Annotated in this window: 34 protein-coding genes and 1 pseudogene; 23 read left to right on the top strand and 12 right to left on the bottom strand. The window is 40.7% G+C overall.

From position 1 onward, the window contains the following. Positions 1 to 17: 17 nt before the first annotated feature. The 10 genes and pseudogenes from F8M47_RS12105 to F8M47_RS09345 all read right to left on the bottom strand — a co-directional run bounded on the left by F8M47_RS12105 (position 18) and on the right by F8M47_RS09345 (position 4,432). Positions 18 to 179, bottom strand: a complete 162-nt coding sequence (locus F8M47_RS12105; protein ID WP_010945357.1) for a hypothetical protein — start codon at positions 177 to 179, stop codon at positions 18 to 20. Beyond that, positions 176 to 388 (bottom strand): ANR family transcriptional regulator, encoded by a 213-nt coding sequence (locus F8M47_RS09380; protein WP_150539824.1) that lies wholly within the window; start codon positions 386 to 388, stop codon positions 176 to 178. The genes F8M47_RS12105 and F8M47_RS09380 overlap by 4 nt, the downstream gene beginning before the upstream one ends. Beyond that, positions 385 to 909, bottom strand: coding sequence for a host-nuclease inhibitor Gam family protein (locus tag F8M47_RS09375; protein ID WP_018652967.1), 525 nt, complete (start codon positions 907 to 909; stop codon positions 385 to 387). Before F8M47_RS09375 ends, F8M47_RS09380 begins: the two co-directional genes overlap by 4 nt. Then, positions 902 to 1,150, bottom strand: a complete 249-nt coding sequence (locus tag F8M47_RS09370; RefSeq protein WP_150539823.1) for a hypothetical protein — start codon at positions 1,148 to 1,150, stop codon at positions 902 to 904. The genes F8M47_RS09375 and F8M47_RS09370 overlap by 8 nt, the downstream gene beginning before the upstream one ends. Further along, entirely contained in the window at positions 1,143 to 2,315 is a 1,173-nt protein-coding gene (locus F8M47_RS09365; protein ID WP_018652965.1) for an AAA family ATPase, read from the bottom strand. The genes F8M47_RS09370 and F8M47_RS09365 overlap by 8 nt, the downstream gene beginning before the upstream one ends. Before the next feature lie 22 nt (positions 2,316 to 2,337). Next, positions 2,338 to 3,318 (bottom strand): annotated as a pseudogene (locus tag F8M47_RS09360) (transposase); the annotation flags it as partial. Next, complete coding sequence (locus F8M47_RS09355) at positions 3,278 to 3,700, bottom strand: hypothetical protein (RefSeq protein WP_244298112.1); 423 nt, start codon at positions 3,698 to 3,700, stop codon at positions 3,278 to 3,280. The gene F8M47_RS09355 and the pseudogene F8M47_RS09360, both read right to left, overlap by 41 nt. A gap of 10 nt (positions 3,701 to 3,710) precedes the next feature. Further along, positions 3,711 to 4,013, bottom strand: a complete 303-nt coding sequence (locus tag F8M47_RS09350) for a helix-turn-helix domain-containing protein (protein ID WP_150539822.1) — start codon at positions 4,011 to 4,013, stop codon at positions 3,711 to 3,713. Position 4,014: 1 nt separating this feature from the next. After that, positions 4,015 to 4,137, bottom strand: coding sequence for a hypothetical protein (locus tag F8M47_RS12370; protein WP_280177530.1), 123 nt, complete (start codon positions 4,135 to 4,137; stop codon positions 4,015 to 4,017). Between the two features lie 100 nt (positions 4,138 to 4,237). Then, positions 4,238 to 4,432, bottom strand: a complete 195-nt coding sequence (locus F8M47_RS09345; RefSeq protein WP_005597478.1) for a DNA-binding protein — start codon at positions 4,430 to 4,432, stop codon at positions 4,238 to 4,240. 96 nt (positions 4,433 to 4,528) lie between these two features. Between F8M47_RS09345 and F8M47_RS09340 the strand changes: the two genes are divergently transcribed. From F8M47_RS09340 to F8M47_RS09320, 5 genes are read left to right on the top strand one after another with little or no spacing between them, the layout of a single operon-like run. After that, positions 4,529 to 4,981: a helix-turn-helix domain-containing protein gene (locus tag F8M47_RS09340; protein ID WP_018652959.1), complete on the top strand. Its 453-nt coding sequence runs from the start codon at positions 4,529 to 4,531 to the stop codon at positions 4,979 to 4,981. Next, positions 4,982 to 5,401 carry a hypothetical protein gene (locus F8M47_RS09335; protein WP_150539821.1) on the top strand — a complete coding sequence of 140 codons (420 nt, stop codon included), beginning with the start codon at positions 4,982 to 4,984 and terminating at the stop codon, positions 5,399 to 5,401. It begins immediately after the preceding gene. Positions 5,402 to 5,456: 55 nt separating this feature from the next. Continuing rightward, positions 5,457 to 6,434 (top strand): LAPAL motif-containing putative phage structural protein, encoded by a 978-nt coding sequence (locus tag F8M47_RS09330; RefSeq protein ID WP_150539820.1) that lies wholly within the window; start codon positions 5,457 to 5,459, stop codon positions 6,432 to 6,434. Positions 6,435 to 6,443: 9 nt separating this feature from the next. Next, positions 6,444 to 6,689, top strand: a complete 246-nt coding sequence (locus F8M47_RS09325) for a hypothetical protein (RefSeq protein WP_150539819.1) — start codon at positions 6,444 to 6,446, stop codon at positions 6,687 to 6,689. Beyond that, positions 6,689 to 7,108 (top strand): hypothetical protein, encoded by a 420-nt coding sequence (locus tag F8M47_RS09320; protein WP_150539818.1) that lies wholly within the window; start codon positions 6,689 to 6,691, stop codon positions 7,106 to 7,108. The genes F8M47_RS09325 and F8M47_RS09320 overlap by 1 nt, the downstream gene beginning before the upstream one ends. Positions 7,109 to 7,227: 119 nt before the next feature. Here F8M47_RS09320 and F8M47_RS09315 read toward each other — a convergent pair whose 3' ends face one another. Then, positions 7,228 to 7,482: a Gp49 family protein gene (locus F8M47_RS09315; protein WP_150539817.1), complete on the bottom strand. Its 255-nt coding sequence runs from the start codon at positions 7,480 to 7,482 to the stop codon at positions 7,228 to 7,230. A 217-nt stretch (positions 7,483 to 7,699) separates the two neighbouring features. Between F8M47_RS09315 and F8M47_RS09310 the strand changes: the two genes are divergently transcribed. The 18 genes from F8M47_RS09310 (at position 7,700) to F8M47_RS09225 (ending at position 20,400) form a co-directional block, all read left to right on the top strand. Next, positions 7,700 to 8,074 (top strand): putative holin, encoded by a 375-nt coding sequence (locus F8M47_RS09310; protein ID WP_150539816.1) that lies wholly within the window; start codon positions 7,700 to 7,702, stop codon positions 8,072 to 8,074. A gap of 2 nt (positions 8,075 to 8,076) precedes the next feature. Next, positions 8,077 to 8,685, top strand: a complete 609-nt coding sequence (locus tag F8M47_RS09305; protein ID WP_150539815.1) for a transglycosylase SLT domain-containing protein — start codon at positions 8,077 to 8,079, stop codon at positions 8,683 to 8,685. Further along, positions 8,670 to 9,110 carry a hypothetical protein gene (locus F8M47_RS12305; RefSeq protein ID WP_244298111.1) on the top strand — a complete coding sequence of 147 codons (441 nt, stop codon included), beginning with the start codon at positions 8,670 to 8,672 and terminating at the stop codon, positions 9,108 to 9,110. The genes F8M47_RS09305 and F8M47_RS12305 overlap by 16 nt, the downstream gene beginning before the upstream one ends. Positions 9,111 to 9,212: 102 nt before the next feature. Then, entirely contained in the window at positions 9,213 to 9,563 is a 351-nt protein-coding gene (locus F8M47_RS09295; RefSeq protein WP_010945380.1) for a hypothetical protein, read from the top strand. Position 9,564: 1 nt separating this feature from the next. Then, positions 9,565 to 9,870, top strand: coding sequence for a hypothetical protein (locus F8M47_RS09290; protein WP_010945381.1), 306 nt, complete (start codon positions 9,565 to 9,567; stop codon positions 9,868 to 9,870). A gap of 9 nt (positions 9,871 to 9,879) precedes the next feature. Continuing rightward, on the top strand, positions 9,880 to 10,419 hold the full coding sequence (locus tag F8M47_RS09285) for a DUF3486 family protein (protein WP_150539814.1): 540 nt from the start codon (positions 9,880 to 9,882) through the stop codon (positions 10,417 to 10,419). Then, entirely contained in the window at positions 10,419 to 12,038 is a 1,620-nt protein-coding gene (locus F8M47_RS09280) for a terminase large subunit domain-containing protein (protein ID WP_150539813.1), read from the top strand. Before F8M47_RS09285 ends, F8M47_RS09280 begins: the two co-directional genes overlap by 1 nt. Positions 12,039 to 12,040: 2 nt before the next feature. After that, positions 12,041 to 13,552, top strand: coding sequence for a DUF935 domain-containing protein (locus tag F8M47_RS09275; RefSeq protein ID WP_150539812.1), 1,512 nt, complete (start codon positions 12,041 to 12,043; stop codon positions 13,550 to 13,552). Then, entirely contained in the window at positions 13,545 to 14,795 is a 1,251-nt protein-coding gene (locus F8M47_RS09270; RefSeq protein ID WP_150539811.1) for a PBECR2 nuclease fold domain-containing protein, read from the top strand. The genes F8M47_RS09275 and F8M47_RS09270 overlap by 8 nt, the downstream gene beginning before the upstream one ends. A gap of 104 nt (positions 14,796 to 14,899) precedes the next feature. Further along, a complete protein-coding gene (locus F8M47_RS09265) occupies positions 14,900 to 15,391 on the top strand; it encodes a phage virion morphogenesis protein (protein WP_010945386.1) in 492 nt (163 codons plus the stop codon). 222 nt (positions 15,392 to 15,613) lie between these two features. Then, positions 15,614 to 16,630: a hypothetical protein gene (locus F8M47_RS09260; RefSeq protein WP_010945387.1), complete on the top strand. Its 1,017-nt coding sequence runs from the start codon at positions 15,614 to 15,616 to the stop codon at positions 16,628 to 16,630. Next, positions 16,627 to 16,995 carry a capsid cement protein gene (locus tag F8M47_RS09255; RefSeq protein WP_005597515.1) on the top strand — a complete coding sequence of 123 codons (369 nt, stop codon included), beginning with the start codon at positions 16,627 to 16,629 and terminating at the stop codon, positions 16,993 to 16,995. Before F8M47_RS09260 ends, F8M47_RS09255 begins: the two co-directional genes overlap by 4 nt. Before the next feature lie 50 nt (positions 16,996 to 17,045). Continuing rightward, complete coding sequence (locus tag F8M47_RS09250; RefSeq protein ID WP_010945389.1) at positions 17,046 to 17,972, top strand: major capsid protein; 927 nt, start codon at positions 17,046 to 17,048, stop codon at positions 17,970 to 17,972. Positions 17,973 to 17,980: 8 nt separating this feature from the next. Continuing rightward, on the top strand, positions 17,981 to 18,490 hold the full coding sequence (locus F8M47_RS09245) for a gp436 family protein (RefSeq protein WP_010945390.1): 510 nt from the start codon (positions 17,981 to 17,983) through the stop codon (positions 18,488 to 18,490). After that, a complete protein-coding gene (locus tag F8M47_RS09240; protein ID WP_150539810.1) occupies positions 18,483 to 18,935 on the top strand; it encodes a phage tail terminator protein in 453 nt (150 codons plus the stop codon). Before F8M47_RS09245 ends, F8M47_RS09240 begins: the two co-directional genes overlap by 8 nt. Next, a complete protein-coding gene (locus tag F8M47_RS09235) occupies positions 18,932 to 19,189 on the top strand; it encodes a DUF7210 family protein (protein WP_005597522.1) in 258 nt (85 codons plus the stop codon). Before F8M47_RS09240 ends, F8M47_RS09235 begins: the two co-directional genes overlap by 4 nt. Continuing rightward, entirely contained in the window at positions 19,189 to 19,932 is a 744-nt protein-coding gene (locus F8M47_RS09230) for a phage tail tube protein (protein WP_117374158.1), read from the top strand. The genes F8M47_RS09235 and F8M47_RS09230 overlap by 1 nt, the downstream gene beginning before the upstream one ends. A 57-nt stretch (positions 19,933 to 19,989) precedes the next feature. Further along, positions 19,990 to 20,400 carry a DUF6631 family protein gene (locus F8M47_RS09225; protein ID WP_150539809.1) on the top strand — a complete coding sequence of 137 codons (411 nt, stop codon included), beginning with the start codon at positions 19,990 to 19,992 and terminating at the stop codon, positions 20,398 to 20,400. A 176-nt stretch (positions 20,401 to 20,576) separates the two neighbouring features. Here the strand turns inward: F8M47_RS09225 and F8M47_RS09215 are convergent, their stop codons facing one another. Then, the gene (locus F8M47_RS09215; protein ID WP_150539808.1) at positions 20,577 to 20,831 is read right to left on the bottom strand and encodes a hypothetical protein; all 255 of its coding nucleotides are present in this window, start codon (positions 20,829 to 20,831) and stop codon (positions 20,577 to 20,579) included. Between the last annotated feature and the right edge of the window lie 5 nt (positions 20,832 to 20,836).

The raw sequence follows: 20,836 nt of genomic DNA, 5'->3' as shown, positions 1-20,836 counted from the left end.
CCGAAGGCGGTTTTTTATTAAGTCATTTTCAAGCCTAATTTCATAATCAGGTTCTTGGCAGTAAATACATAGCATTGTGCTAAAGGTAGCTCATTTTCATCAATAGCTTTTTCTGCTTGCTCAAGCTGACGAACTGCCTGCTGTAATTGCATTTTTAATTGTTCTAATGAATCAATCATCTCACACGCTCCCGCTTGCCTTGCCAAGTATGACAATAATTTGCTCTAGTGCTACACCATTGCTTTTGTTTTTCAGTTGTCGCTAATTTCATTGCTTCACACCACAAATTATAGGCTTGTTGATAATTACCTAACTGCTCACAGCGTGCTGCAGCTTCCGCTTTTTCTTTATACATAAACTGACGTTCAGTTTTGGCGGCAGGTATCATTTTCGCACCTCCTCATCATTCGGTTTAATTACAAACTCTTCCACACCTTCCCGAATAGAGATCCCCGAAATTGAACGAGCAATCTCAGGCTCTTTTAACATTGCTTCTTTGTCAAGTTCTTCTTTAGTACGGATAAAGCGGAACAACCCTAGCTTGCGTAAACTATCCAAAATACCTTCAATCCCTTTTGCTACAACTGCCGGTGGTTTTACTCGCCATTGCACTTCACCCGTAGGAAAATATGCTGTTTTCTGTTTACCTCCATTGGTCAATTCATCACGACGGCTTTCACAATAAGCCTGTACCGCCTTTTGCAACGGTTTCACTTTGTCTTTAAGTGCGGTCAATTTTTCCGTATATTTTTCATCAATCGCCGCTTTCTCATCTGCTTGCAGGGTAGAAAGTCGTACCCGTTCACGTTCCAAATCACCGATTTCCTTAATCGCCAACGCTACATCATCAGCCGTTTGCAGGTTCAATTCGTGAACATCCGCCTTAATTCGCACTGCTTTCTTAGCCATTTTCTGTCTCCTTCATTTCACTAGCATTGGGATAAAAATCTGCATCTTTATCATAAAGTTCAGCTCGAATATTCAATTTCCCCTCTTTATCTTCAATAAATTCAAATTGCTGAATGCCTTGCGCTAAGGCAGCAGCAATAGCCTCAGGCGAATCTTTGATTAGCTCTGCAAACTCATGGCAACACGCCAAAAATTGATTTTTATCTCGACGAGAAATCGTTTTTAATACTTTGTTACACATTCATCACCACCTGTCCGTCTACTTTTGGAATACCTAAACTTTCCGCTAAATTCATTGCTGCAGTTAGTAAATTTCCTACAGCTAACGGATAAAGCAAACTTTGGCTCGTTTTGTTTCGTCCTACCGCAGTTAAACGTTGTCGAACTGCTAAGAACGCATCTTCTTCAAAAATATCGCTCAGCTTTTTGCCCACTCGCTCCAGCTTATGTTCCACATAACGCTCAAGCTCGGCATCAAGCGGTGCAAGTTCGACAATTTCACAACGTTGTACCACTTCACGCACTTCGGTATTACGTTCAGAAAGTTTGATTTTCAACTCAGGCTGACCAATCAACACAATAGAAAGCAGTTTTTTAAAGCCATCTTCCAGCTCAAAAAAGCGTTTCAAATGTTTCAACGTTGGAATCGGTAAAGCGTGTGCTTCTTCGATGATTAACACATTGCTGTAACCGCTTTTCACGCTTTCTTTTAGCACTTTGTGCAACTGGCGGAAGCGTGCTTCGGGCGAACGTTTCACGCTTTCAAGCGGTGAAAGAGTAGAAATAATCGCTTCGGCGATATGGGCAGCTTTCAATGTTTTGCCTTTCACGTCGTTGTCTTCCATTGCAATGATATACGGCTCAATCACCGTAATCGGAGCGTTTTCTTGGTTGATGCGATCAATCAAATCACGGCGGAGCGTGGATTTGCCAGCACCACTTTCACCGACGACCGCCATAAAGCCACCGTGTTTAGCGGTTTGAAATAATGCTTCACGTACATAACGCACGTCGGCAGAGCTGAAAACATCGTCCGCACTGCGTACATCTTCAGCAAACGGATCACGAAATAGCCCAAAATGTTTCTTTGTGGCTGGAAATAAAGCCTGTTTTGCGAGTAACATAATCTCGTCCTTAATTTCATCTGTGGTTTTAGGGGCGGAAGGCACTGGCTCGGTCGCCAAACTTTCCCCAGTGCCTTCCATTTCAAGCAGGCTTGCAAGCGGTTCAATAATCCCCAAACTTTGCAACGCACTGCCCAAATTCTTCTCAAATTCCACCCACTGTTTCACCCGCTGATTATGGTTAATCAACTGTGAAACCGTCGCAGGTGAAACGTTCATCTGTTGTGCCAACTGTCGCAGGCTCACGCCCTTGTCAATCAGCACCTGTTTTAGCTTTAACACATAGAACCTCCATTTATCAAAATTAGGCGGCATTCAGCTGTAAAATCTTCGTTTCAGGGTTTAAAACTTCAGGTAATTTATTGCCCTGCAACCAATCTTCCAGCGTAGTTATCGGCACGCCCTCGGAAAAATGTTTTGCCAAGTTTTTATAATGCTTACCGTTCCATTCAGGGAATCGTTCTTTCAACTGTTTTGCACATTCCACCAAATTCACAGGTTTCTGTTCCACACGTCTCGCGTTGGTAGTAAGTTCATGATCTTGTCCTTTTTTCGGTACAAACCAGTTCAAATTCGTTTCTTCAATATGCTTGTAAGGGTTAATTTCGCCGTTAAATAACGGTTTATTTACCTTTTTCGCACGTTTCAAATCATCTTCATTGGTTACACCGTAAGCCAGCTGTTCAGCTTGCTCTTTATGGGTTTCAAACTCGGTTTTCTTATGAGCCTTATATTCTTCACCAATCATCGCAGCGTCCACACGGAAGCCATATTCATTGACTTCAACTGGCTCAACTACCACCCAATAAGGTTTCAGGTTTTCCGAACCGTCTTCATCAACAACACGCTCAAAACATTGAACCTGCACACATTCAGGGCGATACGGATTCTTACCCACTGTGATTTTCTCGCCCACTTTTGCATCAGGCACATCACGTACATCGTAACGGCGGCTTTCAAAGCTAATTTCCAATTTGTCGCTAACTACACGCTCGGAAAGTGCGGTAATCATCAGTTCTTGGCAAATTTCTCGGCTCGGAGGCATAATCAATTGCTCGGGGCGAATAAATTGCCACATTTGATAGCGTGTCCGACCGTGGCGTGAATGCACCATTTTGCCGTTAAAATATCGCATCCATTGATGGGCAAGTTGATTTAACTCATCAAGCCCTGATACATTCATAAACCGCAAGCCGCTCTCAAATTGTCGCTCTACAATATCGTTGCCTTTTTCCACTTGCCCTTTAGCTCGGGCGTTTTTGGCTTTCGGGATTTCCACTTTCACGGTAGCCTAAGCCTAGGCGTTGGCTGGTTTCTAGGAACTCATCGCCAAAAGTATTTAGATTTTGCAAGTCTTCATAAACTTTCTTATCACTTAACCCACAGGCTTTGCAAAACTCTGCAAAATTTCCGACCGTCAGAAGATTTCCGTCTTCTGTGACTACGCTCAAACCTTTGTATTTCTTGTTTTCTTTGATTTCCTGCAATTTCTTCAAACTTCCGACCGTCAGAAGTTTTTGCACAAAATTAAATGCTTTTAACGTTCCCATTACTTCATACGCTTCCGCCAAATCCTGCGTCATCGCCTTTGCCGAAAGTGCGGTCGCATTTTGCACTTTTTGCATTTCCGCTACGGCTTCTTCACTAAAAATATGTTCGTTGCTCATTATTCACTCCTTACCAACTACCTGCTTGTACACGCTGGTCAATCAAATCAATATGTTCGCGTTGTTTCTGCATTTCACGGTAATAGGTCACTGCAATCTGCAAACACTGCACGCTTAACGCATACGCCCCGGTATCCAGCTTTTGTACAAAGCCTTCTGTTTCCAGTAATGCTAATGCACGGGTGACATTTACGGGCGTTTCACCAATCGCTTCACATAACTCTTTATTCGTCAGCCCGGTCAGGCTTCTGCCTTTTAAGGCTTTCAAAATCCGCAATGCCCGTTGCGTAGTGTTTAATTTCTCACGGTTCATCTTATAGCCCTCGCATTTGTCGAATAAACGCAGGCACATTCTCTATTGGCTTTGCCTTTGGCTCCACCACATAGCCACAACGATTTAAAAAGCCCGTTGCCAGCTTAATTAACAATCTTTTCATGGGATTTCTCCTATCAATTTATACAAGCGGTTAAATTCCGCCATGTTTTTACAAAAGCATCGCTTTTCAGATCTGTTAAATTGTTAAAGAGCAAAGTGCGTTAAGCCGCCGCTTTTAAGCCAAGTTTCAAGGCAATTTCATGGCTTTTGCCATAGCTTGCTTTAATCGTGCCATTTAGCACTCTTGAAACATGGGTTGGGTCATAACCATTGGCTTTTGCCCAGTGAGCAAAAGTTTCTCCTTTCGCTCTAAATTCCGCCTTTACTTCAGTTGGCGTTTTAACTTTTTCTTGCATTGTTGCTTCTCCTCGTTGTGTTATAATTGATTAAATTTTTAACCAATCTTTTAAAAGCATTATGAGAACTAAAGTTCTCAAAGTCAAGGATAAATTGTGAATAATAGTTCTCTTTTTGCTGTTCGATTAAAAAATGAACGAAATCGTTTAGGTTTAACACAAGCGGATATTGCCAATAAATGCAGGGTTTCTCGTGAAATGTGGGGAAAATATGAACGTGGTGTAGCTTTAGCAGGAAGTGAAGTTTTGTTCTCATTAACTGAGATTGGTGTAGATATAGGATACTTATTTTCTGGTACTCGTTCAGTTCCACTTACTGAAAATGAAATATCTCTTTTAGATGATTACCGACAAAGTAACGAACAAGGTAAAGCTGCTATTGAACAAACAGCACAAGCATTGTCTGCAGTAAATAAACTGTTACAGAGCAGTGAAAATACAACTAAAAAACAATCAAGCTCTCATACCGAAATGCATATCGGCGAAGTAAAACAACAAAACAATATTCAACATTTAGAAGGTGGTATCACGTTTAAAGAAGGAGACTAAATGGCATTCCACATCAATAAAATCGGGCAATTTAATAACATCAACGAAGCTCACTTTCATCAAGTCGAAAAGGAAATCGATAAGACGTGTCCCCACGTTGTAACCTGTCCTCAATGCGGTGGAGAAAGCTATCGTTTTAATGAATATTGCAATAACGGGAAATGCACTTTTGGCATTAAGGCGTATTTTGATAACCAAGAACGGTTGGAGAAAGAACAACGCCGTAAAGCTCTTTTGCAAAAACAAAGCCAAAAGCTCGTCATATTCACGATTATTGGCTTTGTATTGTGCTTATCAGGGCTATTTTTAGGCAGTAAATATCCCCTAGGCTATGTATTGTTCTTTGCCGCAGGTTTGTTAGCTCTCATTTTTAATAAAGCTGGGCAACATATTGAACAAGAAATTAGGAATATTGAGTAAGGACAAATGTTGAGATCTTAGAATCGTAAAACAATAGGTCAATAAGGAAAAATAAATGACAGCAAAACAACAAAAGAAAAAAGACGATAGCATCCGTTTTACCGTATCTTATGATGCTAAAGACAATGAATATGCTGAGCATCGTATTGATGCAGATCAGTTGGTCGAAATTGTCACGAATATGAAAGAGCTAATTAACCGTGCTGACCGAACTATCCATCGCCGTCAGAGTACTGTAAAGCTTTACCTACAAGCCCCTGTGCAGGCGGGCTCATTAGAAGTCCCTTTTCTATTGGAAAATGCGACCAATGCAATGGCAGTGCTGGAATACTTAGGTTTTGCTACGGGTGCAGCGGCAACAGCTTTTACTGGTAAAGGAGTGCTTGATGTTTTAAAGAAAACCAAAGGCAAAAGCATTCTTGAAGTACAAACTACGAGTAAATCAAATGAAGCCACGCTCATTCTTGATGGCGAAGAACTCACTGTAGATAAAAAAGTGGCAAAATTAGTTACTAACTCCAAAGTTCGTGAGAATGTTCAGCAACTGATTGCAACACCGCTTGAAGGTAAAATTTCCCCTAAATTTAAAATCAAACTACTAGACCAATTACCTGCTGAAGATGATTCGATTGAATTTAGCGAAGATACGACAGAAGAAGTGCAGACAGTATCATTTGAACGCTCACAAGTGAAAATGATTGAAGAAATGACTATTTCTTTAGTGCCACAAGTACATACTGAAGAAAAAGAAGCAACTATTGCTCTCACACAAATTAGCTTTACAGGTTCTGAAAAAGGCTGGAAAATGAGCTATAATGGAAAAACGGATGTGGCTGTTGAACTGCTTGATGAAAATTTTATCAAAAAAATTAACAAAAACACGGCGAGTTTCCGTAAAGGTGATTTATTTAACGTAACTTTACGTACCACTACACGCACTACAGGTAAGCGTGAAACGGTGCGATATAGCATTGTTAAAGTAAAAAATCATATGGCAAGTGCAGATCGGAAAATTATTTCCGACCAATCATAATGAAAAAAGATGAGCAATTTGACATTATTGTTAAACATTCTATTTGTAGTGATAGGGATAGTAGCAAGCTATCCTATTTTCCACAATTTAGGAAGAATAATTGGCTATTACATTAGCCGATGGCTTTATCCTATTCATCAAATTGAAATTCGTCGCATTCATGATGGTAAGTTAGTTGGTGAACCTGTTACAGTGGATTTATCGGCAAAAGAGCCTCTTGTTCGCCAGTTGAGAATGGCTAAGGGTAGAAAATAATGTCTGAAACGATTGCTAAGCCTGTTAGTACTACAAGAAATGCGGCAGTTGTGGGGAGTTTAAGCGCATTGATGCCCCAATTTTCAAAGCTGATCTATCCATTAGGAGATTCAAGCGCAGTAGACTATGCACAAAGACAAATGATGCAAGAATTTATTTCCGCAGGGCTGATTTTTTTAGTTCCTTTTATTGTATACCTTATTTCTGTAATAACTAACAGGTATTTAGCAACCCCAGAAGAAATGGCAGAAACACGGAAGTTACAAAGAGATCTGGATGAGTTGAAGAATATTCTTGATGATATTCGAGATAATCCACATCGCTATACTCCAGAACAAATTGAGGAATTTCACAAAGATTATGCAGAAACACGGAAAATGTTAGCCGGTATTGGACGTAAATCCTTACATAACACTTAGTTGAGTTTCTTTAATTCAGTTTAAAATCAGCTAGCTTCACCATTGACTAAACTCCAGTTACCTATTCAAATCAAGTAACTGGAGTTTTTATATCTAAACTTAACTCTATAATACCTAGATCATAAGACAGCGTCATATTTGCGTTGTACAGCTAAATACCCCTCTAACTGCCAAATTTTCTCTACTGCATTGTCGTAAGCAATTTTTTGCCCGATGTCAGCATCAAAATCTGCCTTGTTGATACAGGCACTTTCTCCCGTTACGGTAAATCCATTTTTCAGGGTTAAAACACATACCGTTAAAGTATCACCGAAACGTTGATAGTCAGCATTGACAATAAGGCTTTTGATGTAGTCTAAAGTAAGTTTTTGCATAATTGTCTCCGTTGTGGTTAATGGTGGCAAATCATATCTCTTGCCACGTGAGTTAATATGAGAAAAAGATTGATACATTCTCATACCTCCTTATTTCTGCATCAATCATAAGTTAAAAACTACACTACTTTATTCTAGCCGTGTCCAAAATACTTATACACTCAAGATAGCTACACTAAAAAAGCCTAATCAACCAATTTTTAATAAAGGAGTATGTATGAAAGGCTTTTTTAACGCATTAAAACAAGGTCGTTTGTTATCTTGGGTCGTGTCCTCATTAGTATTACTTATTGTCATTGCGTTAGTTTCCCCACAACAGTTGCCGGTAGTGCTGTATAAACTTGCCTTAGTTTGTATGGCAGCCATTATTGGTTATCACTTAGATCGTGCATTGTTTCCTTATTCCAGTCCGGGGAGTTATTTGGCAATAAACTGGAAAGTCTATTTTAAGCATCAACATACTAAAAACTCAGACCAAACTAAACCGGAATATCCTGTACATAAAGGCTATGAGTTGATCTTTGCTTTAGTCGTATTGCGACGTGCTTTGATTGTTGGGGCTGTTATGTTAGGTGTCACACTAGGGCTGTAATTATGCAAATTATTCGTCGTTTGATGTTTGTAGTTGCCTTAATTTGTCCACTTATAGCACAGGCTGAACCGCAAGCTGCCAAGCTATATCAACGGGAACTTACCCGTAATAGCTATGCTATTGGGGGATTAAATGCACCGGTTGCTATGTTTGCCTCCCAAGTCCATCAAGAATCTCAATGGAATGTAACCGCACTTTCTCATGTCGGTGCGCAAGGTTTAGCGCAGTTTATGCCACAAACTGCAAATTGGATTGCTACACAATACCCTGAACTTAAAACTAATCAGCCTTTTAACCCAAGTTGGGCATTGCGGGCGTTAGTTAGCTACGATTATTGGCTTTATCAGCGTATCCATGCCGTAACGGACTGCGACCGTTGGGCATTTGCCTTATCCGCCTATAACGGCAGATTAGGTTGGGTACAACGCGATAAGCGAAAAGCACGTATACAAGGGCTTGATCCTATGTCTTATTGGCATGCCGTAGAATCTGTTAATTCCGGTCGCAGCCGTGCTAATTTCATCGAAAACCGAGGGTATCCCAAACGGATTATTTACCGTTGGCAGCCTCTCTACTTGCATTGGGGAAATTCAATATGTTTGGACGATTAATAAAGTTTTTGTTCAGTTCCAATACAAGTAAGCAACTCATTAATTTCATTGCCATTATTGCCGTTTCTATTTTTGGTTATTACCAGGCATATAACAGTGGCTATCAAACTGCCAAACTGGAATGTGAGATTGCTAAAAACCAAGTAGTACAAACACAGTTACTAACACTGGATGAGCAAATAAAACGAGCCAATATGGTTAATTTAGATTTGACTGAAAACTTAGGGCTATACCAAAGACTGGGGGATAAAACCACCGATGAATTACAAAAGATTTTGGCAAAAACACAGCATTTACGTCGCCATTGTCAGTTTGATATTAACAGCATGCGGGAACTCAACACCGCCCGCAATCGTGCTGCAAAAGCCACTACCGGCGGTCTTGCTGACAACTTGCCCGTCACCGGTACCACTTCCAGAAAATAATGTTGATGCAATATTTATCGCACTCAAGCAAATGTATGACTTATACGGCGAATGCGCCGGCAAGCATTTTGAGCTGATTAAAACAATAAGTAAGGAAAATCTATGATTGAAATTAGTGGATGGCAGGTTGTCACCTATTTTGTGGGATTGGTCATCACCATTATAGGTATGCTAATAGGCTTCGGTAAAATTTTACTAGCGCAATTTGAATCGAAACTCAATGAGAAATTCAAGTTTAGCGAAGAACGTTATCGTCGCTTACATGATGACATTAAAGCAGCAAAAGAATTATCTGAAACTGCCAATAAAACCGTTATGGAACTAAAAGTAACGATGCCGAATGAATATCAGCGGCGTGAGGATGCCATCCGTAGTGAAACTGTTAATTCCGCGCGGTTCGATACCATTAACGAAAAATTAGATAAAGTGATTTTAATGTATGGACGAAATTAACATGATTGAATTTGATAAAAATAAACGTGAACACGTACGCTGGTTAATTTTGCTTACTCTCGACCATGCTCGTCCAATTGGTGCAGCGGAAAGTCTGATTTTAAGTACGATTCAATGTGTACCAATGCAGCTAACTGCATTAGAACTTCGCCGTGAATTAGATTATCTAGCAGGTAAAGCATTAATCGAAATTAAGGGACGAGATACGGCTCGCTGGCACGCTAAGCTAACAAGTAATGGCGTAGATGTTGTGGAATATACGTCACCAGCAAACCCAGGAATCGCACGTCCTGAAAAATATTGGTAAGGAATAATTATGCCGAAACGTTCGACAGTAAAAAACCTACCACAAGCCGTCAAAGACTGGCTTGATGCTGCATTAGTGGAAAATAATTTTAGTGGCTATCGTGAACTTGAAGAAGCCTTGAAAGCCCGTGGTTATGATATTTCTAAAAGTGCAGTACACCGTTATGGACAAAAACTAGAACAACGTCTTGCTTCAATAAAAGCCAGTGCAGAAGCGGCAAAGGTGATTTCTGAAAATATTAGCAATGAAAAAAGTGCACAAAGCGACGCTATTTTAGAAATGATCCAAAGTGAAGTATTTCAGGCATTAATGAGCTTACAGGAAATTAAGGAAGAAGATGATCCGATGAAACGGCTTGCTGCACTGTCTTTTGTAGGGAAAAACATTAGCCCGCTCATTAGTGCAAGCATTAACTTAAAGAAATACCAGGCAGAAATTAAAGCTCGTGCTGAGGCAGCTGCTAAAGAAGTGGAGAAAGTCGTGAAGAAAAACGGCTTGACGGAAGACACCGCAAACCAAATCCGAAAACAAATTTTAGGGATTGTGTAATGACTAAGCCAAACCAAGATGCGATAGGCATGCTTCCATTTAAGCAATCTACCGTGTCATTGCAAGTACAGGAACACTATAAAACGCCAATGTTGTTACTGGGTTATCAACAGCGATGGTGTGCAGATTTAACCCCGGTCAAAGTGTGCGAAAAGTCTCGCCGTATCGGTTTGTCATGGGGTGAAGCTGCAGATTCTGCACTGTTTGCTGCGTCTCAAAAAGGTATGGATACCTGGTACATAGGTTATAACAAAGATATGGCACAGGAGTTTATCCGTGATTGTGCCGATTGGGCTAAAGCCTATGGATTGGCTGCAGGTGAAATTGAAGAAACAGAAGAAATTTTTAAAGAAGGCGATGAAGAAAAAGCGATTCTTGCCTATGTTATCCGATTCTCTAGTGGTTGGCGAATTACCGCACTGTCATCTCGCCCATCAAACTTAAGGGGTAAACAAGGTCGTGTAATTATCGACGAAGCTGCATTCCATGACGATCTACCGGAATTACTCAAAGCTGCTATGGCATTACTCATGTGGGGCGGTCAAGTACATATTATCAGCACCCATAACGGTGTAGATAATCCGTTTAATGAATTGGTTAATGAAGTACGTGCTGGCAAGAAGCCATACAGCTTGCATACTATTACTTTTGATGATGCCATTAAAGACGGTTTATATCAGCGAATTTGCCTGCGATTAGGACGTACTTGGTCACTGCAAGCACAAGATGAGTGGGTGGCTGAAATACGTGCTTCTTACGGAGATGCAGCCGCAGAAGAATTAGATTGTATTCCTCGTAACTCTGGCGGTGCTTGGCTTACACGTGCCCTAATTGAAAGCCGTATGAATGCGGATACGCCTAGACTTTGCTTGGAGAAAAAAGATGAGTTTGCCCTACAGCCAGAACCAATTCGTAATAGAGAAATTGCACAGTGGTGTGATGAAAATCTTTATCCGGTATTAACGGCACTACCTGAAAAGCAAAGGCATTTTTTAGGTATGGACTTTGCTCGTAGCGGTGACTTATCCGTTATCGCTATTGGGCAGGAACAATCTGATCTCCGTCTCAAAAATGTATTGTTATTAGAGCTCTCTAATATACCGTTTGCGCAACAAGAACAGATTTATTTCTATATTGGTGATCGTTTACCGCGTTTTAGTAAAGCCGCTAATGATGCTCGAGGCAATGGACAAAGTTTGTCAGAAAAAGCTTTTGATCGTTATGGCGCAATTGTAGAAGGCGTAATGCTAAGCGAAAGCTGGTATCGCGAACACACCGCCCCGTTTAAAGCCGCTTTAGAAGATGACACGCTTTTTGATATTGTAAAAAATGATGATGTATTAGCAGATTTACGTGCTTTTCAAGTAGTAAAAGGCATTCCACGCCTGCCGGATAAACGCACTGTCGGACAAAATAAAACCAAACGCCATGGTGATGCGGCGATTGCGTATCTATTGCTGCATTATGCTTACCGTAACGACCAAAGTTTTGAGATCGATTTTCGTTCTACAGGTACAAGAACAACCACTCAATTATTCAATAACAATAGTTTTGAGCGCGTTCGTACAGGGCGAGGTTTTGGTTCAATTCGCGGTGGTAATGACTTCAGAGGATATTAAATATGTCAGTTAAAGACTGGTTTAAAAGTAAAAATAAAAAGCCGGAGCTTAACCGTGAAATTGCGGCAACAGGTGATGGATTGGATATTACTAAAGGTTATGTTGGTGCATTAGCAGAACCGGAAGACGGCGTATTACGAGGTCGTGGAGGCGGTGATTTAAGTTTATATGAAGATGTATTGAGCGATGAAGAAGTCAAACGCACTTTCAGCCAACGACAAGATGCATTAGTCGCTCGTGAATGGGTGGTAGAGCCTGCTAGCGATGAACCGCAAGATATTGCAGCGGCAGATTTTATCCGTGATTGGGTAAACCAAATTGGATTTGATCGTATTAGTAAACTGATGCATTACGGCATATTCTACGGTTATGCGGTCGCTGAATTACTGTATCGAATCAATGAAGACGGAAAATATATTGCGGATATTAAAGTACGTAACCGACGTCGTTTTCGTTTTACGCCCAAAGGTGAATTACGTTTATTAACACGTGAAAATCAGACTGAAGGTATCGAATGTCCGACACCCTATTTTTGGACATTCTGCGTAGGTTCTGACCATGATGATGAGCCTTACGGTATTGGGCTTGCGCACTGGCTTTATTGGGCAAGTAAATTTAAACGTAACGGCGTAAAATTTTGGCTAATTTTTTTAGAAAAATTCGGTATGCCGACCGCACTTGGACGGTATCAACCAAATGCGTCTATTGAAGAACAAAATAAATTATTGGAATCCTTGTACGCAATCCAATCTGATAGCGGCATTATTGTGCCAGCAGATATGCCCATTGAATTACTCAGTGCTGGACGTAGCGGAACGGGTGATTATAAAGCCTTATATGACACCATGAATGAGACTATCCAGCGTGTCGTATTAGGACAAACATCATCATCTGGAGGTACTCCAGGTAGATTAGGCAATGATGATTTACAGGAAAAAGTGCTGGGATCCATTATTAAAGCCGACTCTGACGTTATCTGCGAATCCTTTAACCGTGGTCCGGTAACCTGGCTTACGCAAATGAATTTTTCTAACGCTAAGCCACCGCGTATATTCAGAATGTTTGAAGAATCAGAAGATTTAAACGAAAAAGCCGAACGAGACAAAAAAGTATTTGAGACAACAGGTTATCGTCCAACCTTAAAACAAATTCAAAGTTCATACGGTGGTGAATGGGAAAAGGCGGAACGTTTAACCGATTCTACAGAGAACAACAAAAGTGCGGTCAAAAATAAGGTTGATTTTGCACATATTGTAAGTGATGAACAAGATATACCCGCACAAATGGTAAACCAGCTAGATAATACCCTTGCACCAGTAATTGATGACTGGGTAAGCCAAGTACGGGCATTAGCAAATAATGTTGAATCTCTTGAACAGTTACGTGATGAATTATTAACCTTAATGCCTGAAATGGATTTAGCCCGTTATATCGAAGCAATGGAAATTGCACTTAGTGCGGCACATTTAAGCGGGCGTGAAGCGGTGGTAAGTGAGGCAAAACAAAATGGATAATATCATTTACGGCAGTGTCCCATTCAACGAACAAATTGCATTTTATCGGCGTAAAATTCCGACACCAACAGCTACATGGACTGATATTTATAATGCAGAACATGATTATGCTGCCGTTGTTGCTGGGGCAAATCGCCGTGAAATTATTGAAGATTTTGCCAAATCTATCCAAGACTTCATCGAAAATGGTAAAACACTGGAAGATTTTCGCAAGGACTTCGACAAAATTGTGGCAAAACACGGTTGGCAATATAACGGTGGGAGAAACTGGCGTAGTCGAATCATTTACGAAACGAATTTACGTAGTAGCTATCAAGCTGGGCGTTATGCGCAACTGCAAGAGTTAAAAGAAACCATGCCCTATTGGGAATATGTTCACAGTGATGTAGTCACCCATCCAAGAGTTGAACATATGCACTGGGATGGTCTGATTTTACGCCATGACGATCCATGGTGGAAAACACATTTCCCTATTAATGCCTGGGGGTGTCAATGCACTGTCATTGCCCGTAGTCAAGCCTATATGGATAAATTAGGGTTAAAACCGGATAACGCACCAGTGATTGAATGGGAAGAAAAGTTGATTGGTAGACGAGGTCTAAACCCACGTTTAGTTAAAGTACCAAAAGGGATTGACCCTGGCTTTGAGCATATACCGGGTGCTTCTCGGCTTAATGCTCATACACTACCACCGCTAGATAATAATGAGCAACCGCGCAAAGTAACGTTTTATCCACACCGTAAAGATACGCCGATTCCAATGCCGCAACTACGTACGATTTCGCATAAATTAATCTTACCGGCTGATAAGGATGACGCATTTTATATTAACTCGTTCCTATCGGAATTTGGTGCAACAAAGGAAAATCCGGTGATCTTTCAGGATATTATTGGTGAGCCTTTAGTGATCAGTGAGGCGTTATTTACCTCACGAAGCGGTCACACAAAAGTGAAAAAGCGTGGACGTGAAGTTTATTTGAAAATACTTGCACAGGCACTTAAAGCACCGGATGAAATTTGGGTACGAGCAGAACATCATCACCATTTAAATTTATTAATTGTACGTCGTCGTTATATTGCCCGTTTTAAGCTAGATGACGGTAAACAAGAAGTACCTGCGCTGGCAGTATTTGATGTTGGCAAAGACGGTTGGGAAGGTACTACGATTTTTGCGCCGGATAATAGCGAATATCTTGAACAAGTACGCACAGGCATTATGCTGTATTACCGCGATGAAGAGTAAAAAAACTCACCCGCCACCACAGGTGAGTTTCGCCGGGTGTGGGATTGGAGGTCTTGGCGGAGACTGCCCACCCGATACGAACTAATTGTATCATAGGAGATAACATGAGTGGCGTCAAGGTTGAAATCAATACCCAACAGCTTACTACTATTTTAAATAAAGCAGTTCAAACTTTAGCTAATCCAAAAGCTATGTTTGGTGAGATGGGGGAAACTTTATTAGAGATCCATAGTATCCGATTTACGCAACAGCAAGCACCTGACGGTACACCTTGGCAACCATTAGCGAATTGGTATAGAGATAGTAAGAAATACAATCAAGATAAAATTCTCACCCTACACGGTGATCTACGCGGAACATTACGATATCAAGCAGATAATCATGGTGTGATATTTGGTTCCGACCGTCCTTATGCGGCAATTCATCAATTTGGTGGCACGATAAAACCTAAAAATAAAAAAATATTAAAGCTGGGGACATTATATGCACGAAGTATCATAATTCCAGCTCGTCCATGGCTTGGTATTTCTGCAGACAATGAACAACGATTAATTGAAATCGCACGTAATCACCTTGAAAACGCATTTAATGCATAAAACGCTTGTAAAGCTATTTTAATGTTTATTCTATAAATGATTACTTAGATACTTTTTAAGGCGTTTATAAACATTTATAAACGCCTTAAATTCAAATAAATCATCTCATCACTTACTCATTATATTTTTCCTACCAAATACATTCTAGACGCGTCCAAAATACAAATGCGTTCCTGCCTGTCATACTGACTTCATTGAATTAATCACAAATATATTATCGAAATGAAACTCACAAAGATGCCGATTATGAAATTAGGCACGCATACAGCAATGGATGGGCGTGCGATTTCTTTTACGACAGATATGCTTAATGACATTGCTGGCAGTTATGACCCGCAATTATCCGAATCTCCGATTGTTATCGGACATCCGACATTGACCGCTCCAGCATACGGCTGGGTGAAACAAACTAGCGTGGAGGACGGCACTCTTTACGCCCACGTAGGACAAGTTGATGCAGCCTTTGCTGAAGCGGTCAATGAAGGTCGTTATAAAAAACGTAGTGCTTCAATATTTTTACCTGATACTCCAGGTAATCCGAAGCCCGGTCATTATTATTTACGTCACATAGGTTTCTTGGGTGCAGTACCACCTGCAGTTAAGGGACTCGCTGATGTGAATTTTGCTCAAAATGTTGAAGGCGAAAATGCATTTGTGGATTTTGCCTTTGATGAATTATCCGAAAAAAATAATTCAACTGATATCAAGGAGAACATAATGGATAAAACTAAAGAACAAGAAGCCGCTGAAAAACAGGCGCAGGAAATCGCAAAACGTGAAGCTGACTTTGCTGCTCGTGAAGCCGCACTGAAGGAACGTGAAGAAAAAATAAAGGCTGCAGAAGCTGAAAAAGCCAAAGCTGAAAAGGCAATAAAACAAAAAGAAGCAACGGACTTTGCTGAACAAATGGTAAAAGACGGCAAGGTATTTCCAGCGCAAAAAGCGGCATTAATTGAAGTCTTAGTAGCTAATGCGGCTCAACCGATTTCTTTTTCGGATGGTTCACAAACTGTCTCGAAATCTGCCTTAGATGTGATTAAAGAAATCATTACACAAAAACCATTGGATTTTGCTGAAAAATCCGCACCGGAAGTAGGTTCTAGTAAAGCCGTAGATTTTGCCAATGGTGAATCTATTGCTCAGGCAGCAGCACAATACCACGCTGAACAGGCAAAAAAAGGCATCAATATCTCAATGACTGATGCAGTTGATTACATTATGCAAGGATCCCAAAAATGACTCAAGTTACCCAATTAACCATAGCTTATCTGACTGAAGGAAAAATCGAAGGCTACCATATTGTTTGTCATGGTGAAGAAAAAGAAACAGCCAAACAAGCCACAGCTGCTACAGATAAATTACTCGGTGTCTCTACCCGAGTACCGAAAGAACCAGGTGAACACGTTGATGTCGTACGCAGTGGCTTAGCGCCAGTAGTGTACGGAGAACAAATCAAACGTGGCGACTACTTGACTACTGATAATAAAGGGCGTGCGGTCAAGGCGACTGATAAACAAGCCTATATTGGTATCGCTGAAGAAGATGGTGAAGAAGATGAAATCTGTTCACTATTTATTGCACCAGGTATTTTTGTAGCGTCGTAATCTCTACAAGAATGAAATGCTTTTACATATTTTGAACAAGGAAAAATACAATGAGTAAAGCTAATTTCCCTACTGATCCCGCACTCACTGCAATCGCTATTGCTTATCGAAATCGCCGTATGATTGCAGATGAAGTGTTACCTCGAACGCCAGTTGCCAAACAAGAATTTACGTATCTTCACTATAACCTCGGTGAAGGTTTTACTGTACCGAATGCCCGTGTTGGTCGTACGTCACGTCCGAATCAAGTGGAGTTTGGTGCAACACAACTAACGTCATCCACTGAAGATTTTGCACTCGATGCCCCAGTACCATTAGTAGATATTGCTAATAAGCCGACAAACTATAACCCGAAAGGACGCGCTACAGAACAAACGACAAATTTAATTGAATTAGGTCGAGAAGTACGTACAGCAAACCTAGTTTTTAACAAAAAATCCTATGCCAATGGATTAACAAAAACGTTATCTGGCAATAACCAATGGTCACATGATGACAGTAAACCGATCGCAGATCTATTAAGTGCATTAGATACCCCGGTTATGCGACCGAATATTATGGTGTTAGGTCAAAAAGCGGCAACAGCATTACGTACCAATAAATCTATTATTAAAGCGTATAACGGCTCTTTAGGTGATGAAGGACTTGTTCCGCTTGAATATCTCAAAGAATTATTTGAACTGGAAGATATCTATGTCGGTCAGGCGTTAATCAATACTGTTAATCAAGCCAAAAAAGCAGTCCTTCAGCAGGCTTGGGGAAATCATTGTGCCTTGATTTACCGTGATCGTTTAGCGGATACCAATGGTGGAACAACCTTTGGGCTGACAGCACAATTTGGCTCTCGTGAAGTACGTGATATTTTCGATGAAAATATGGGAATGCGTGGTGGCTATAACGTCCGTGTTGGTGAATCTGTGAAAGAGCTAATCACGGCTCCTGATCTTGGTTTCTTCCTTGAGAATGTTATTGCTTAGGCACTGTTATGTACATCAATCTAAAACAGTTATGTGAAAAACCAGGTGTGGTTGAGCTGGCGCAAGTTACGGCTCAACCCGGTTTAGCCCCTGTTTCTCATCAGGTATTAAATGCTTTGTTACAAGGTGATGAAACTAAGCAGTTTCCGACAACAGAAGTTGAATACGGATTAACGATCATTACTCGGATTAATGAAGTCATTGCCGATAGCTGTGCATTAATTGATGGTTATTTGCGCCAACGTGGTTATCGCATACCTTTTAAAAATACACCTCGTATTTTAACGACATGGGCAAGAGCAATAGTTCGTTATAACTTGCATTTGCACCTAATTTCAGAAGAAAAAAATAATCCGATTGTACGTGATTATCGCGATGCATTAAAAATGCTACAACTGGTTGCAGAAGGGAAATTTAGCCTTGGGCTTGAAGACACCTTAACGTTGAAATCTGGTCGTCCCAAATTTGTTAAAAAAGACCGTGTATTTACGGACGAGAGCTTGAAAGACTATGTTTAATTCGACCGCACCTTTTGATTTAAAACTAGTAATTGAAAAACTAAAGCCCCTGATGCCTACATATATTCATCATGTAGGTAGCACAGCGGAATATCGTTCAATGTCTAATTTAAGCCAAACAGGACTACCAACTCCGGCAGTATATGTGGTTCCTAATAGTGAAATTGCTCACCAAAGTGATATTGCTGTACGCCAAATGGTAACTGTCAGTTTTTCGGTCATTGTGATTGTGCAATCTTATCAGTATAGCCCGGATAATCCACAGCTTGCACTTTCACACCCGGTAATTGGCAAAATCCGTGAACAATTAATGGGGTGGACTCCCCCTATTTCTGGAGCAAAACAAACTTTTTTTGTACGTGGAGATGTATTGGATTACAGCAATAGCTATCTCGCCTGGATGGAGACTTATCAAACTAAAATGCTTATAGGTAAAAGCAGATGAAAGAGATTAAATTAATCAAAACTCATATTCACGCCGGTGTGACCTATTCTCCTGGTGATAAATTACAAGTTAGTGATGCTGATGCAGCATTCTTAATACAGCAACAAGTCGGTCTAGTAATCGGTTGTAGTGAATTCCAATCTTCAGTAGAAACGAAAAATGCAACAGCCATTCCACTAGAGAACACTGCTTCTGAAGATAGTGTAATGCCGTCCGATAACCACATTCAATTTGAAGATAAAGGAGAAAATTAATGAGAACAGAAAGTTACAGCTACGGTCAAGGTGCGGTTTATCTTGCTGAACGTTTGCCTAACGGACAAGCTGGCGCATTCCGCTGGGTCGGTGATGTGTCGGAATTATCCGTGTCTTTAAGCGTGGAAGAATTTACACACAAAGAATCTTACAGCGGTCAGCGTCAAGAAGTGAAGAAAATCATCACGGGTAAATCGGGTGAAGTTTCAATCAAATTCCATGAGATGAGCAAAGAAAACCTGAGCTTAATGCTTTTGGGCGAAGCCAGCACAATTAAAGCGGGCAAGGTGGAGCAAGAAGCATTACCAGAGAATATTCAAGTTGGAGACCGTATTGCGTTAGTTCACCAAAATGTGAGTGATGTAAAAATTGCTGAATTAAAAGAAAACACGGACTTCGTTGTTGATGCGGTTTTCGGGACAATTGAATTTTTGAAAGAGCAAAAAAGCAAGAAATTAACCGTTGCTTATAGCTATGGTGATGTTGATGTTATTGCGCTTTTAACGACCAACCCGAAAGATTTATTCCTGCGTTTCGAGGGAATCAACCTTGCCGAAACGAATGAATGGAGCCTTGTTGAGTTGTACAAAATCAACTTCAATCCGACAGAAGCGTTGAATTTAATTAACAACGAAAACGCGCTTGATGCGTTAAGCGCGAAAGCCAAAGTGTTAGCTGATACGACGAAAACGGGTGATAGCACGCTCGGTCGATTCGGGCGCGTTGTTAAGATTAAAAAATAACGCATTCTCCTGCCCCTAAATACTAGGGGCTTTTTTGAACCCAATAAAGGCGTAATTATGCAAAAAAATGATGAATTAAATGTATTGTTCCCGAATGAGAAAATCACTATTGCGGGCGAAGAAATCGAAGTCAAAGAATATTCACTTATCCAACAATTACAGCACCGTGCGTTGTTTATGCCATTTGTTACGGCATTGCGCAGCACGTTAAGCAAAGCTGAAGCGGAGTTTGGTTTAGATGGTTTAATGAACCTTATTGCAGAACATTACCAAGAGATACTGCATTTAGTCAGTATTTCGGTGGGTAAACCGCTTGAATGGGTACAGAATCTGACAGGCGAAGATGCAGAAACGGTGTTAATGATGTGGTGGACGGTAAATAGCGATTTTTTTACCCGTCAGGCGGTGCAGCCAATGTTGGAGAAAATGGTGCAGAAATCAGTTGGGGAGAAATCGTCGAACAGCTAATTGCAAGCGGTCATATTTTCTCGGAAATTTGCCATTACACCGCCCGACAAACAGAGCTTTTTTATACAAAAGCCCTTAAACGGGAACGGAATTTAAGGGCAAGTCGCACAATGGATGTGGCTTTCGGAGTGAATGGTGGCAAGGAAATTAAAGATTATCTTGAACAGCTTACGGCACTATAAACGGCTACCAATGAATAATCCGAGCAGTGAGCCAACCGAAAGTTTATTCAGTGCGCCAACCATCGTCATTAATACCGCCACGACCGCTAGCAAACCGAAAAGTGCTTTAGCACTTTGCCAAAAGCTGAAATCGGTAAAACACATAACTAACAAGGACAGCCCCATAAAGCCCAACAAGCACACACTTAAGCCAATAAAGAGCTCTGCAGGTATGGTGGTATTTTCTGGGGTTGATTTGTTTTCAATCATTACAA

This window comes from Actinobacillus vicugnae, assembly GCF_901687125.1.
Classification (GTDB): domain Bacteria; phylum Pseudomonadota; class Gammaproteobacteria; order Enterobacterales; family Pasteurellaceae; genus Actinobacillus; species Actinobacillus vicugnae.
Note: the sequence above shows the minus strand (reverse complement) of the source record. Positions and strands in the feature narration are given on the sequence as shown.